Source organism: Flavobacterium sp. GNP008 (genome assembly GCF_056428965.1).
Genome location: NZ_JBWJVL010000001.1, coordinates 362,150 through 375,738, shown reverse-complemented (window position 1 = coordinate 375,738; position 13,589 = coordinate 362,150). Strand labels below are relative to the sequence as shown.

Here is a 13,589-nt window from a genome sequence, read left to right as displayed (position 1 = left end):
GATTTAAAATTTAAATGTTACGTTAACACCAACGTTTCTTGTTGTTGGTAATGAACCTACGGAGTATCCAGAAGATGAAGCATTTGCACTTAATCCACTTTCAGGGTCAGCGTATGGAAGGTTTTTGTCTATTATCCACAAATTTGAACCTACAATACTAAACTTCATTTCTTGAAGATTCATTCTTGTAACTAGAGTAGTTGGTAATGAATAAGTAATATTTACTTCTCTTAACTTGATGAACGAAGCATCATATACGAAAGCTTTGTTTGGAGCTCTTCTATATCCTGATACGTTACCGTACTGGTCCGGAGAAGGAGTGCGTGTAGTATTTATAGAACCATCTGCTTTCACACCTGGTAAGATAACCCCACCACCATTGGCAATCGTATTTCTAATCGGGTTGCCCAGTTCGTTATTACCTGCGGTAACATCATATAAACCTGTAGCTAAACCATAAGATTGGTCAAGCGAGAAAATATCGCCTCCTTTTTTCATGTCGATTAAGAATCCAAATGATAAGTTTTTGTAAGTAAACTTATTACGAATTCCACCTAACCAATCAGGATTTACATCTCCAATAACATTGTTTGCAGATGCATTTAAGACATATCTACCATTTGCACCTACAATTCTTTCTCCGTTTAAATAAGTGAAGTCAGTTCCTTTAAGTACACCATATGGTTGTCCAATAGAAGCATTTAGAGTTACCCCACCTTGGAAAATGTTCAATCTTAAATTTTCAATCCCTTCAGCTAACTTAGTAACCTCATTTTTATTTTTAGACCAGTTTACAAAAACATCCCAAGCGAAATCTTTTGTCTTAATTGGAGTAGCATTAAATTGAACCTCTAAACCTTTGTTCTCTACAGTAGCTGCATTAATATATCTTGCGCTATTACCCGTTGCAGTAGAAAAAGGTACTTGAAAAGCTTCTCCGTTATTTACGTTTTTGTACGCACTTACTTCAAATCCAACTCTTCTGTTTAAAAATTGCATTTCTAAACCAATTTCTTGAGTATTAGTTTTTACTGCTTGTAAGTTTGGATTGTTTTTGGTTCCAGAAACAGAATATTGTTGATTAGATCCAAAAGGGTCATTCTTAACATAGGTATCTACTAAAGATAAATTTGGAGTACCTAATGGGCTTTCAGAATATCCAGCTCTAATTTTACCAAAACTTAACCATGGTTGGTTAATATGGTTGGTAAATACATAACTCCCAGAAGCAGAATAACTCCAAATTGCATTTTTTCCAGCAGGTAAGCTCGAAAATGCGTCTCTTCTGGCCGTTGCATCTACGAAAAAGTAATCTTTGTATCCTAAAGAAGCCGATCCATAATAACTATTAATTCCTTGATTAACTTCTGATTCTAAAGGAAAAGGAACAGTTTGAACTGAATTTGATAAGCTGAATAAGTCTGGTACAATTAAGCCACCTTGAGTAGAGTTTAAAGTTGATATAACCCTAGTTCTTACTGCTGTACCTCCAGCTAAACCACTAAAACTAATGCTTTCAGAAATATCTTTTTTAAAGGTTAAAATGAAATCATAATTTTGTTCAGAAAAAGATCTTTGGTATTTTTGATATCCAGAAGTTTCATCCAATCTATTTATGCCAAAAAGACCAGCAATAGATCCAAATGCTCTTCTTTCTTCACGTAATTCACTATATGAATCAGTTGATATCTTTGCTGTTGCAGTTAACCAATCAGCAACTTTATAATCCAATTTCGAGTACCCGATAAAACGGTTTCTTTCATCAGATTGAAAGTTTTTGTTTCTTATAAAATAAGGATTATCCCAGTATATCTGTCTTAAGTCAGAAGGGTCAGTATAGTTCCAGTTGATATTTTGTCCTCCAGATCTTTCGTATACTTGTTTTAATTCTTGAACGTCAACGTTAGTTTGCCACCACTGACGAAAATTTGACATAATATTTTCATTATATCCAGTTGAATTTCTACCTACTGTGTTTTGAGCATTGTAATTTGCAAAAACACTAGCAGTTAATTTATCAGTAAATTGATGATTAATTTTAGCACTTACGCTATTTTTTTTCATTGAACTGTTTGGAAGGATACCTGTTTGTTTTGAATTAGTGTAATTTAATACAAAATTTGTTTTATCATTACCATCTTCAATAGAAACGGAGTTGTTAAAAGAAGTGCCTGTTTCAAAGAATGTCGTTGGGTCATTCTTAGCAGCTGTCCATGGAGTAGCCTTTTGATAATTGTCAGACCAAGGAGTAAATGCATTCCAGTTATAAACCATTAAATTAGGGTCAAATGCAGCACCATAAGATGCATCTTCTGAAGTAGGTACAACTAAGTCTTCTACACCATCTCCATTTACATCTCTAGATAAGAAAAAACCTGAAGCATCTTCATAAAAAGGACCATAACCTGCTCCATATTTATCTTGGTATTTAACAAATGTAGATTTGTCAATAGTACTTCCGACAAACTCAGAAGATACGGTTATACCCATTCCTTTTTTTGCTCTACCTTTTTTAGTAGTGATCATTACTACACCATTACCACCTAAGTAACCATACAATGCAGATGCTGCCGCACCTTTTAGAATATTTACACTTTCAATATCTTCAGGATTGATGTCCATTGCGGTATTACCATAATCATATGTCCCACCTGCTCCACCTGCTTGGTTTCCTGTACCACCAGTTACTAAAGAGTTGTTGATAGGCATTCCGTCAATTACAATAAGCATTTCATTGCTACCTGTTAAACTTTTAACCCCTCTAGATACAATACTAGATGAACCACCAAAATTATTGTTTCTTTTGATGTTAACACCTGCTACTTTTCCAGAAAGTTCATTAATAAAGTTTCCACTTCCTGCTCCTGAATTTAAGTCCTCGGCTTTTACCTCTTGAGTAGCATACCCTAGAGATTTTTTTTCTCTTTTAATCCCTAAAGCCGTTACAACAACACCTTCAAGTTCTAAAGCATCACCTGCTAATTTAACACTTACAGTTGATGAAGTAGCTGCTATTTCTTTGGTTTTCATACCAATATAGCTAAATACCAAGACTTGGCTTGGAGTTGCTCGGATAGAATATTTTCCGTCAAAATCAGTTTGAGTTCCAGTTTGAGTTCCTTTAACTAACACACTCACACCTGGTAAAGGCAGTCCTGCATTGTCAGAAACAACTCCTGTAACAGCTCTTTCTTGCGCAAAGGTAATCTGCGCCACAAGTACTACTAATAGTACTAAGAATCCATTAAACTTTAGTTTCATTTTTTAATATTTTGAATTAGTTTCGCAAACTTCTTAATAATTTGTTAACTTTCCTAATATATAAAACGCTATTTTATAGTCGATTTAAAATTTAACATTGTAGCTTATGTGGATAATAGTATTGTAAATCTCAAATTGTTGTTTTTTTGTGTTGCCGTTTGCTACCGCTAGTTTTAACAGCCCATTTTTAGTCTGCAATCCTATTCCTAATCCTACACCTATTAAGTTAACCGTCGTGTCAGCTTTTTCTACTCCACTTTTGTGTTTAAATAAACAATAATCTAGAATCGAGTGCATGTACAGATCAGGAGAGAGAGAGTAGCGGTATTCTGTGAGTATTGAAGTTGTAAAATAGGCTTGAAGGCTATTTTCAGTAAAACCTCTTATGCTATTGAAGCCTCCAAAACGAAATAATTCATTGGTAACATAAGTTTTACTTTTTAAATAATAATTTTGACTATTTATGTTAATCGAATTTTTTTTATTTAAATAAAAATTATGCATTGCATCTATGGTAACTGCTAGCTGATTGTTTTTTGAGTCTGAACTTATCTTGTTAATAATTCTTTTGCCTATTCCTAAAGAAGCGAAAATTTTTGTTTTTATTGGAAAAGTATAATTAATTGGATCTGATTTTGAGTGCTCAAAACTGGATGTTAAGAAGGAATTGTTGAAATCGCTCAGAGAAGTACTGTTTTGATTTTGAATGTCACTAGATGTTGTTGCTTGGTATCCCAAATAGAATCGAGTATTATAATTTGAAAAATAGCTCAAATCAATAGCAGTTTTTGTGTTTTGAAAAGTAGTGTCTTGTCTGAAAAGATGCAGTTGGGCTTTTAGACCTATTGGACTTTTTAATAAATATGGAAGTTCAAGACTTGTTTTAAATATTTTCTGGTCATTCCCATCGCTTTTCCATTGTATCAAAAACTGTTCGCCAGTGCCTAAAATATTTTCTAACTTTAGGTTTAAATATCCTGTTAGTGCTATTTTCTCTTTTTCATTAGTATAAAACCCTATAAAACCGTCAAAGGTATTTGCGTTTCTCTTTTCCAAGTATACGTATACCTTCGTGGTGTCTCTAGTGAATAAAATTTCAGGATATTTTATTTGAGTGACAAATCCGAATTTTTCAAAATCATTATGAATTTGATCTACAATTTTTTGATTAAAAATAGTGTTTTTGTATTTTCTGTTAATTTGTGCTAAATGGCCAAGAGGGAATTTATTTGACTTGGGTTTTTTTGCGTAATTTATTATAATAGAATTTAATATTCTTTTTTTGTCTGATTCTAATTGTAAATCAGCGTAAATTACGGTGTTCATTCTTTTAATGTTTGTTAGCTTCAATCGTGATAATGCAAATCCGTTTTGCTCTAATCTTTGTATGGTTTGTTTTAAAAAAGAATCAATTTCTGAATAAGGCAGTGCTAAAGTGTCTTTTTTATTGTCTAAGTCTAACAAGTCGTCAAATAAATTATTCCTACCTATATATATATGTATTGATTTTATTTTTCTTCCAAGTGTAAAAGAGGTCACATAGGTAGAATCATTTTTTTTAATGAAGTCAAATGTAGTATTGTCAATGTATCCCATTTGGGATAGTTTGTTTGTTATTTTGTTAATCTCTTCGGTAATTGATTTTGTGTTTTTGTGTTCGGTATTGTATTTTAGAGAATCTATCGTTTTTGTTTCTATTGTACTACTTCCAGTTAGTAATAACTTGAAATTTTGCGCAGAACAAGTAAGGCAAAAAAATAAAAACAATATTAAAATAAGAGAAGATTTCAAAAAGGTAAATTTTTTAATAAATGTAACGCAAATATCTATCGTTTTGAATAAAAATTAAATGATAAAATAATCTTATTGAAAATTAATAGATTAACGTTTGTAGAGTAAAAAATATTTTCTACATTTGCAACCCCGTAAAAAGCGGGAATTTAATATAATAAGAAATTTTTAGTATTAATTATGCCAACAATTCAACAATTAGTAAGAACAGGAAGAACTCAGATAACTAAGAAGAGTAAATCGGTTGCTTTAGATTCTTGTCCTCAAAGAAGAGGGGTTTGTACGCGTGTTTACACTACAACACCAAAAAAACCAAACTCTGCAATGCGTAAAGTAGCGCGTGTACGTTTGACAAATGGTAATGAAGTGAATGCTTACATCCCTGGTGAAGGACACAATTTACAAGAGCACTCGATAGTATTAGTTAGGGGTGGAAGGGTAAAAGATTTACCAGGAGTTAGATATCACATCGTTCGTGGTGCACTTGATACGTCAGGAGTAGCAGGAAGAACGCAAAGAAGATCTAAGTACGGAGCTAAACGCCCAAAAGAAGCAAAAAAGTAATTAATTAGTCCAATAGTCAAAAATCGAAAGTTGAATGTGTTTTTGCGCATTATAACTTTATGATTTTTTGGTAGTAAGACTTTTTTAAAAAAAAAGACATGAGAAAAAGAGCGGCAAAGAAAAGACCACTTTTACCAGATCCAAGGTTTAATGACCAACTGGTAACACGTTTTGTGAACAACTTAATGTGGGATGGAAAAAAATCGACAGCGTTTAAAGTATTTTATGATGCAATTGACATCATTGAGTCTAAAAAACAAGATGCAGAGAAGCCGTCATTAGAAATTTGGAAAGATGCTTTAACTAACGTTATGCCTCACGTAGAAGTACGTAGTCGTAGAGTAGGTGGAGCGACGTTTCAAATTCCAATGCAAATTCGTCCAGACAGAAAGATCTCTATGGCAATGAAGTGGTTGATACTTTATTCTAGAAGAAGAAATGAAAAGTCTATGGCTCAAAGGTTAGCGTCAGAATGTTTAGCTGCGGCTAAAGAAGAAGGTGCTGCTGTTAAAAAGAGAATGGATACTCACAAAATGGCAGAAGCTAATAAAGCATTCTCTCACTTTAGATTTTAATTCATAAGAAATGGCTAGAGATTTAAAATATACAAGAAACATAGGAATTGCTGCTCACATTGATGCTGGTAAAACAACAACAACGGAGCGTATATTATTCTATACTGGAAAGTCACATAAGATAGGTGAAGTACATGATGGTGCTGCAACTATGGACTGGATGGCACAAGAGCAAGAAAGAGGTATTACAATTACGTCTGCAGCTACAACTTGTGAATGGAATTTCCCAACTGAGCAAGGTAAGGTTTTACCGGATACATTACCGTATCACTTTAATATTATTGACACCCCAGGACACGTTGACTTTACTGTTGAAGTAAATCGTTCTTTACGTGTACTTGATGGGTTGGTTTTCTTGTTTAGTGCTGTTGATGGTGTTGAGCCGCAATCAGAAACGAACTGGAGACTAGCGGATCAATATAGAGTGCCACGTATCGGTTTTGTTAACAAAATGGACCGTCAAGGTTCTAACTTTTTGATGGTTTGTCAGCAAGTTAGAGATATGTTGAAATCTAATGCGGTTGCTATTACTTTGCCAATTGGTGAAGAAAACGACTTCAAAGGTGTAGTTGATTTAGTAAAAAATCAAGCTATTGTATGGCATGAAGAAGGACTTGGTGCTACATATGACATCGTGCCTATTCCTGAGGATATGATTGCGGAAGTGAAAGAATACAGGTCAATTCTTATTGAAGCAGTAGCTGATTATGATGAGACTTTGTTGGAAAAATTCATGGAAGATGAAGACTCTATTACAGAGGAAGAAATCAACATTGCATTAAGAGCTGCTACTATGGATATGGCTATCATTCCGATGATTGCTGGTTCTTCTTTCAAAAACAAGGGAGTTCAATTCATGTTAGATGCAGTATGTAAATATTTGCCATCTCCAATGGATAAAGAAGGTATCGAAGGGATTCATCCTGATGATGCTGATTTATTAGAGGAGGATCAAACTAAAATTTTGCGTAAGCCAGATGTTAAAGAGCCATTCGCTGCTTTGGCATTTAAAATCGCTACTGACCCATTCGTAGGTCGTTTAGCTTTCTTCCGTGCTTATTCAGGACGTTTAGATGCAGGTTCTTATGTATTGAACACACGTTCAGGAAACAAAGAAAGAATTTCTCGTATCTACCAAATGCATGCAAACAAGCAAAACCCAATCGATTATATCGAGGCAGGTGATATTGGAGCGGCTGTTGGATTTAAAGATATTAAAACTGGAGATACATTGTGTGATGAAAAACACCCAATTATCTTAGAAAGTATGAAATTTCCAGCTCCGGTTATTGGTATTGCAATTGAGCCTAAAACTAAAGCAGATGTAGATAAAATGGGTATGGCTTTGGCTAAATTAGCAGAAGAAGATCCAACATTTACTGTTAGAACAGATGAGGCGTCAGGTCAAACTATTATATCAGGTATGGGTGAGCTTCACTTAGATATCCTTGTTGATAGAATGAAACGTGAATTTAAAGTTGAAGTGAACCAAGGGGAGCCTCAAGTTGAATATAAAGAAGCATTTACTAAATCTGCACAACACAGAGAAACGTACAAAAAACAATCAGGTGGTCGTGGTAAATTCGGTGATATCGTATTTAGAATCGAACCAGCGGATTTAGTTGACGGTAAAGCTCCGGTTGGATTGCAGTTTATTAATGCAGTAAAAGGAGGTAACGTTCCTAAAGAATATATCCCTTCAGTTGAAAAAGGTTTCAGAGAAGCTATGAAAACAGGTCCTTTAGCAGGATACCAAGTAGATAGTTTGAAAGTAACTTTATTAGACGGATCTTTTCACCCTGTCGATTCAGATGCGCTTTCTTTTGAGTTAGCTGCAAGAATGGGTTACAGAGAGTCAGGTCGTGCTGCAGGTGCTGTTATTCTTGAACCTATCATGAAAATGGAAGTTATTACACCAGAAGAAAACATGGGAGATATCGTAGGTGATATCAACCGTCGTAGAGGTCAGGTTAATGACATGGGTGATAGAAATGGTGCTAAAACTATCAAAGCAGATGTGCCATTATCAGAAATGTTTGGTTATGTTACTACTTTGAGAACTTTGTCTTCAGGTCGTGCAACATCAACAATGGAATTTTCACATTACGCTGAAACTCCTTCGAATATTTCGGAAGCAGTTATCAAAAAAGCAAAAGGAAACGCTTAATCTTTAAGAAAATGAGTCAAAAAATCAGAATAAAATTAAAATCTTACGATCACATGTTGGTAGACAAGTCTGCTGAGAAGATTGTAAAAACTGTAAAAAGTACCGGTGCGGTAGTAACAGGACCAATTCCATTACCAACTCACAAAAAACTTTTCACTGTACTGCGTTCTCCACACGTTAACAAAAAAGCGAGAGAGCAATTTGAAGTAATGTCATACAAGAGATTAATTGACATTTATTCATCTTCATCTAAAACTATTGATGCATTAATGAAACTTGAATTACCAAGTGGAGTTGAAGTTGAAATCAAAGTTTAAGTAGTTTAAGAGTAAAAAAGGACGCTGTTTTTAATCGAAAATTATTTTTTTGGTTTGTGTGTAAATAAGTTATACATTTGCACCCACTAAAAAAATAGGATTCGGTTAAAAGCTGCGTTCTATATTTATATTTAATAATTAATAATTAATAATTATGTCTGGGTTAATTGGTAAAAAAATCGGCATGACTAGCATTTTCGACGAGAACGGGAAGAATATTCCTTGTACAGTAATCGAAGCTGGACCATGTGTTGTTACCCAAGTCAGAACCAAAGGTGTTGACGGGTACGAAGCGTTGCAACTTGGTTTCGATGACAAAAACGAGAAACATTCCACAAAAGCGGCTTTAGGTCACTTTAAAAAAGCGGGAACTGTAGCTAAGAAAAAAGTCGTTGAATTCCAAGATTTCGCAACAGAGCAAAAATTAGGAGATCTTATTGATGTTTCTATTTTTTCTGAAGGAGAATTTGTAGATGTACAAGGTGTATCTAAAGGTAAAGGTTTTCAAGGGGTTGTTAAACGTCACGGTTTTGGTGGTGTTGGTCAAGCAACTCACGGTCAACACAACCGTTTAAGAGCGCCGGGTTCTGTAGGAGCTTCATCTTATCCATCTAGAGTATTCAAAGGAATGCGTATGGCTGGACGTATGGGAGGAGACAATGTAAAAGTTCAAAACCTTAGAGTTTTAAAAGTAGTAGCTGAAAAGAACCTACTTGTTATTAAAGGGTGTATTCCTGGATGTAACAACTCTTATGTAATCATTCAGAAGTAATGGAAGCAAAAGTATTAGATTTCAACGGAAAAGATACTGGAAGAAAAGTTCAACTTTCTGATTCAGTATTTGGTATAGAACCAAACAATCACGCAGTATACCTTGATGTTAAGCAATATCTTGCTAATCAAAGACAAGGAACGCACAAAGCTAAAGAAAGAGCTGAAGTAGCGGGAAGTACACGTAAGATTAAAAAACAAAAAGGAACTGGTACTGCTCGTGCGGGTAGTGCAAAGAATCCATTGTTTAAAGGTGGTGGAACAGTTTTTGGACCAAGACCAAGAAGTTATTCATTCAAATTGAATAAAAGCTTGAAACGTTTGGCAAGAAAATCTGCTTTCTCAATAAAAGCTAAAGAAGCGAATATTATCGTTCTTGAAGATTTTAATTTTGAAACACCAAACACTAAAAATTTCATTAATGTTTTGAAAGCTTTAGAGTTAGAAAATAAAAAATCCCTGTTTGTGTTGGGTGATGTAAATAAAAATGTATATTTGTCGTCACGCAATTTAAAAGGCTCTAGTGTGGTAAGTAGCTTAGAATTAAGCACTTACGCTATATTAAACGCTAATAACTTAGTGCTTTTAGAGAGTTCTTTAGAGATAATTGAAGAAAATTTAAGTAAATAATAGGATATGAGCATCATAATTAAGCCTATAGTAACAGAAAAAGTAACCAAAGAAAGTGAAGTTTTAAACCGCTTCGGATTCGTTGTTGACAAAAAAGCAAATAAAGTACAAATTAAGAAAGCTATTGAAGCTGCTTATGGAGTGACTATTTTGAGTGTTAACACGATGAACGTAAGGCCAGACAGAACTACAAAATACACTAAAAGTGGTTTAATCAGTGGAAAGACGAATGCAATTAAAAAGGCAATTGTTCAAGTACAAGAAGGACAAACAATTGATTTTTACAACAATATCTAAGATAAAATGTCAGTAAGAAAATTAAAACCTATTACCCCAGGTCAGCGATTTAGAGTTGTGAATGGTTATGACGCCATTACAACTGATAAGCCGGAACGCTCTTTGATAGCGCCGATAAAAAACTCTGGTGGTAGAAATAGTCAAGGAAAGATGACCATGCGTTATACGGGTGGTGGTCACAAGCAGAGATATCGTATTATTGATTTCAAACGTACAAAAGAAGGAATTCCAGCTACAGTGAAATCAATCGAATATGATCCAAATCGTACTGCTTTTATCGCTTTGTTAGCGTATGCTGATGGAGAGAAAACGTATGTTATTGCTCAAAACGGATTGAAAGTAGGTCAGAAACTTGTTTCTGGTCCAGAATCTCAGCCTGAAATTGGTAATACTTTACCTTTAAGTAGAATTCCATTAGGAACTGTTATTTCTTGTATCGAATTGAGACCAGGACAAGGGGCTGTAATTGCTCGTTCTGCTGGAACATTTGCTCAGTTAATGGCAAGAGATGGAAAATATGCTACAATTAAAATGCCTTCTGGTGAAACAAGATTGATCTTGTTGACTTGTTCGGCTACAATTGGAGCGGTTTCTAATTCAGATCACCAATTAGTTGTATCAGGAAAAGCTGGTAGAACTAGATGGTTAGGAAGAAGACCTAGAACAAGACCTGTTGCAATGAACCCTGTCGATCACCCAATGGGTGGTGGTGAAGGACGTTCTTCTGGTGGACATCCACGTTCAAGAAATGGAATACCAGCTAAAGGTTATAGAACTCGTTCTAAGAAAAACCCGAGTAACAAGTATATCGTAGAACGTAGAAAGAAATAATAAGATATGGCACGTTCATTAAAAAAAGGACCTTTCGTTCATTATAAGTTAGACAAGAAAGTTCAAGAAAACATTGCAGGTGGAAATAAAGGAGTGGTAAAGACTTGGTCTAGAGCTTCTATGATTACTCCAGACTTTGTTGGACAAACTATCGCAGTTCATAACGGTCGTCAATTTGTACCAGTTTACGTAACAGAAAACATGGTAGGTCACAAATTAGGAGAATTTTCACCAACGAGATCTTTTAGAGGTCATGCTGGAGCAAAAAATAAAGGTAAAAAATAAGAAGCAATGGGAGTTCGTAAAAGAGAAACAGCAGATGCAAGAAAAGAGGCTAACAAGTCATTGGCTTTTGCAAAGTTAAATAACTGCCCTACTTCACCTAGAAAAATGCGCTTAGTAGCAGATCTAGTAAGAGGTCAGAAGGTAGAAAGAGCACTTAACATCTTAAGATTTAGTTCTAAAGAAGCTTCAAGAAAATTAGAAAAATTGGTTTTATCTGTAATTGCCAACTGGCAAGCAAAAAACCCTGACGCTAATATGGAAGAAGCAGGTTTATTTGTTAAAACGATTACAGTAGATGGTGGAATGATGTTGAAAAGACTTCGTCCAGCTCCACAAGGTCGTGCGCACAGAATTAGAAAACGTTCTAATCACGTAACAATCGTGCTTGGATCTATTAATAACACACAAAGCAATTCTTAAGCATGGGACAAAAGACAAATCCAATTGGAAATAGACTTGGTATCATCAGAGGATGGGACTCAAACTGGTATGGTGGAAATGATTACGGTGATAAACTTGCCGAAGATTTTAAAATCAGAAAGTATATCCATGCTCGTTTATCAAAAGCTAGTGTATCAAAAGTAATCATCGAGAGAACTTTGAAACTTGTAACCGTTACTATCACTACTGCTAGACCTGGTATCATTATCGGAAAAGGCGGACAAGAGGTAGACAAGTTGAAAGAAGAACTTAAGAAAATTACTGACAAAGAGGTTCAAATCAACATCTTTGAAATAAAAAGACCTGAACTTGACGCGTATCTAGTTGCTACAAGCATCTGTCGTCAAATCGAAAGCAGAATTTCTTACAGACGTGCAATCAAAATGGCTATTGCTGCTTCTATGCGTATGAACGCTGAAGGTATCAAAGTTTTGATTTCTGGTCGTTTGAATGGTGCTGAGATGGCTCGTTCAGAAGGTTTCAAAGAAGGTAGAATTCCTCTATCAACTTTCAGAGCTGACATTGATTACGCACTTGCTGAAGCGCATACTACTTATGGTAGAATGGGAATCAAAGTGTGGATCATGAAAGGTGAAGTTTATGGAAAGAGAGATCTTTCTCCGCTTGCTGGAATGGACAAAAAACAATCTGGTGCTGGTGGTAAAGGTGGTGATTCTCCAAGAGGAGATAGAAAACCTTTTAATAAAGGTGGTAAACCAGACGCTCGTAAACGAAAGTAAATTTTTAAACTAAAGAAAAATGTTACAGCCTAAAAGAACAAAATACCGTAAGGTACAAAAAGGTAAAATGAAAGGGAATTCTCAAAGAGGACATGAACTTTCTAATGGAATGTTTGGTATTAAATCTGTACATGAAGATGGAATGTTCTTAACCTCTCGTCAAATCGAAGCTGCGCGTATCGCTGCAACTCGTTTTATGAAAAGAGAAGGACAATTATGGATCAAAATATTTCCAGACAAACCTATCACAAAGAAACCTCTTGAGGTACGTATGGGTAAAGGTAAAGGTGCAGTTGAGTATTGGGCTGCCGTTGTTAAACCCGGAAGAATTATGTTTGAAGTTGGAGGAGTACCTTTGTCAGTTGCAAAAGAGGCGTTACGTCTTGCGGCTCAAAAGCTTCCGGTAAAAACTAAATTCGTCGTTGCTAGAGATTTCGAAGCATAATTAATAATATATTATGAAACAATCAGAAATAAAAGATCTTTCTGCAGCGGAGTTGCAAGAAAAACTTAGTCAGACTAAGAAGGCATATGCCGACTTAAAAATGGCTCACGCTATTTCTCCAATTGAGAACCCACTTCAGATTAGAAGTGTAAGAAGAACAGTTGCGAGGTTAGCTACAGAACTTACTAAAAGAGAATTACAATAATTCTAAAGATGGAAGAAAAAAGAAATTTAAGAAAAGAAAGAGTTGGTGTTGTTACTTCAGACAAAATGGATAAATCTATTGTTGTTGCAGAAGTGCGTAAAGTTAAACACCCATTATACGGTAAGTTCGTGTTGAAGACTAAAAAGTATCACGCACACGACGAAATGAACGACTGCAATATTGGAGATACAGTAAGGATTAGCGAAACGCGTCCTTTAAGTAAAACAAAATGTTGGAGGTTAGTTGAAATCTTAGAAAGAGCTAAATAA

General features: G+C 35.0%; 16 protein-coding genes. 14 read left to right on the top strand and 2 right to left on the bottom strand.

Annotation, left to right across the window (positions count from 1 at the left end):
• Positions 1–3: 3 nt before the first annotated feature.
• Both AC0608_RS01775 and AC0608_RS01770 read right to left on the bottom strand, forming a co-directional pair.
• Positions 4–3,261 (bottom strand): SusC/RagA family TonB-linked outer membrane protein, encoded by a 3,258-nt coding sequence (locus AC0608_RS01775; protein ID WP_478287928.1) that lies wholly within the window; start codon positions 3,259–3,261, stop codon positions 4–6.
• Positions 3,262–3,345: 84 nt separating this feature from the next.
• The gene (locus AC0608_RS01770; RefSeq protein ID WP_478287927.1) at positions 3,346–4,857 is read right to left on the bottom strand and encodes a BamA/TamA family outer membrane protein; all 1,512 of its coding nucleotides are present in this window, start codon (positions 4,855–4,857) and stop codon (positions 3,346–3,348) included.
• Between the two features lie 375 nt (positions 4,858–5,232).
• Between AC0608_RS01770 and rpsL the strand changes: the two genes are divergently transcribed.
• The 14 genes from rpsL to rpsQ all read left to right on the top strand — a co-directional run bounded on the left by rpsL (position 5,233) and on the right by rpsQ (position 13,589).
• Positions 5,233–5,616 carry a 30S ribosomal protein S12 gene (gene rpsL / locus AC0608_RS01765; RefSeq protein WP_007136570.1) on the top strand — a complete coding sequence of 128 codons (384 nt, stop codon included), beginning with the start codon at positions 5,233–5,235 and terminating at the stop codon, positions 5,614–5,616.
• A gap of 98 nt (positions 5,617–5,714) precedes the next feature.
• A complete protein-coding gene (gene rpsG, locus AC0608_RS01760; protein ID WP_035668130.1) occupies positions 5,715–6,191 on the top strand; it encodes a 30S ribosomal protein S7 in 477 nt (158 codons plus the stop codon).
• A gap of 10 nt (positions 6,192–6,201) precedes the next feature.
• Positions 6,202–8,358 carry an elongation factor G gene (fusA, locus tag AC0608_RS01755; protein WP_417961100.1) on the top strand — a complete coding sequence of 719 codons (2,157 nt, stop codon included), beginning with the start codon at positions 6,202–6,204 and terminating at the stop codon, positions 8,356–8,358.
• Between the two features lie 11 nt (positions 8,359–8,369).
• Complete coding sequence (rpsJ, locus tag AC0608_RS01750) at positions 8,370–8,675, top strand: 30S ribosomal protein S10 (RefSeq protein ID WP_011963470.1); 306 nt, start codon at positions 8,370–8,372, stop codon at positions 8,673–8,675.
• Between the two features lie 154 nt (positions 8,676–8,829).
• Positions 8,830–9,447, top strand: a complete 618-nt coding sequence (rplC, locus tag AC0608_RS01745; protein ID WP_478287926.1) for a 50S ribosomal protein L3 — start codon at positions 8,830–8,832, stop codon at positions 9,445–9,447.
• Complete coding sequence (gene rplD / locus AC0608_RS01740) at positions 9,447–10,076, top strand: 50S ribosomal protein L4 (protein ID WP_478287925.1); 630 nt, start codon at positions 9,447–9,449, stop codon at positions 10,074–10,076. Before rplC ends, rplD begins: the two co-directional genes overlap by 1 nt.
• Before the next feature lie 6 nt (positions 10,077–10,082).
• On the top strand, positions 10,083–10,373 hold the full coding sequence (gene rplW, locus AC0608_RS01735) for a 50S ribosomal protein L23 (RefSeq protein ID WP_073018945.1): 291 nt from the start codon (positions 10,083–10,085) through the stop codon (positions 10,371–10,373).
• A 6-nt stretch (positions 10,374–10,379) separates the two neighbouring features.
• Positions 10,380–11,204 carry a 50S ribosomal protein L2 gene (gene rplB, locus AC0608_RS01730; RefSeq protein ID WP_059114053.1) on the top strand — a complete coding sequence of 275 codons (825 nt, stop codon included), beginning with the start codon at positions 10,380–10,382 and terminating at the stop codon, positions 11,202–11,204.
• Between the two features lie 6 nt (positions 11,205–11,210).
• Positions 11,211–11,489, top strand: coding sequence for a 30S ribosomal protein S19 (rpsS, locus tag AC0608_RS01725; RefSeq protein WP_007136562.1), 279 nt, complete (start codon positions 11,211–11,213; stop codon positions 11,487–11,489).
• A 6-nt stretch (positions 11,490–11,495) separates the two neighbouring features.
• Positions 11,496–11,909 carry a 50S ribosomal protein L22 gene (gene rplV, locus AC0608_RS01720; RefSeq protein ID WP_478287924.1) on the top strand — a complete coding sequence of 138 codons (414 nt, stop codon included), beginning with the start codon at positions 11,496–11,498 and terminating at the stop codon, positions 11,907–11,909.
• A 2-nt stretch (positions 11,910–11,911) separates the two neighbouring features.
• Positions 11,912–12,670, top strand: coding sequence for a 30S ribosomal protein S3 (gene rpsC, locus AC0608_RS01715; protein ID WP_131909655.1), 759 nt, complete (start codon positions 11,912–11,914; stop codon positions 12,668–12,670).
• Positions 12,671–12,689: 19 nt separating this feature from the next.
• Positions 12,690–13,115, top strand: a complete 426-nt coding sequence (rplP, locus tag AC0608_RS01710) for a 50S ribosomal protein L16 (RefSeq protein WP_007803637.1) — start codon at positions 12,690–12,692, stop codon at positions 13,113–13,115.
• Positions 13,116–13,128: 13 nt separating this feature from the next.
• The gene (gene rpmC, locus AC0608_RS01705) at positions 13,129–13,320 is read left to right on the top strand and encodes a 50S ribosomal protein L29 (protein WP_035668115.1); all 192 of its coding nucleotides are present in this window, start codon (positions 13,129–13,131) and stop codon (positions 13,318–13,320) included.
• Positions 13,321–13,328: 8 nt separating this feature from the next.
• Complete coding sequence (rpsQ, locus tag AC0608_RS01700; RefSeq protein WP_066081027.1) at positions 13,329–13,589, top strand: 30S ribosomal protein S17; 261 nt, start codon at positions 13,329–13,331, stop codon at positions 13,587–13,589.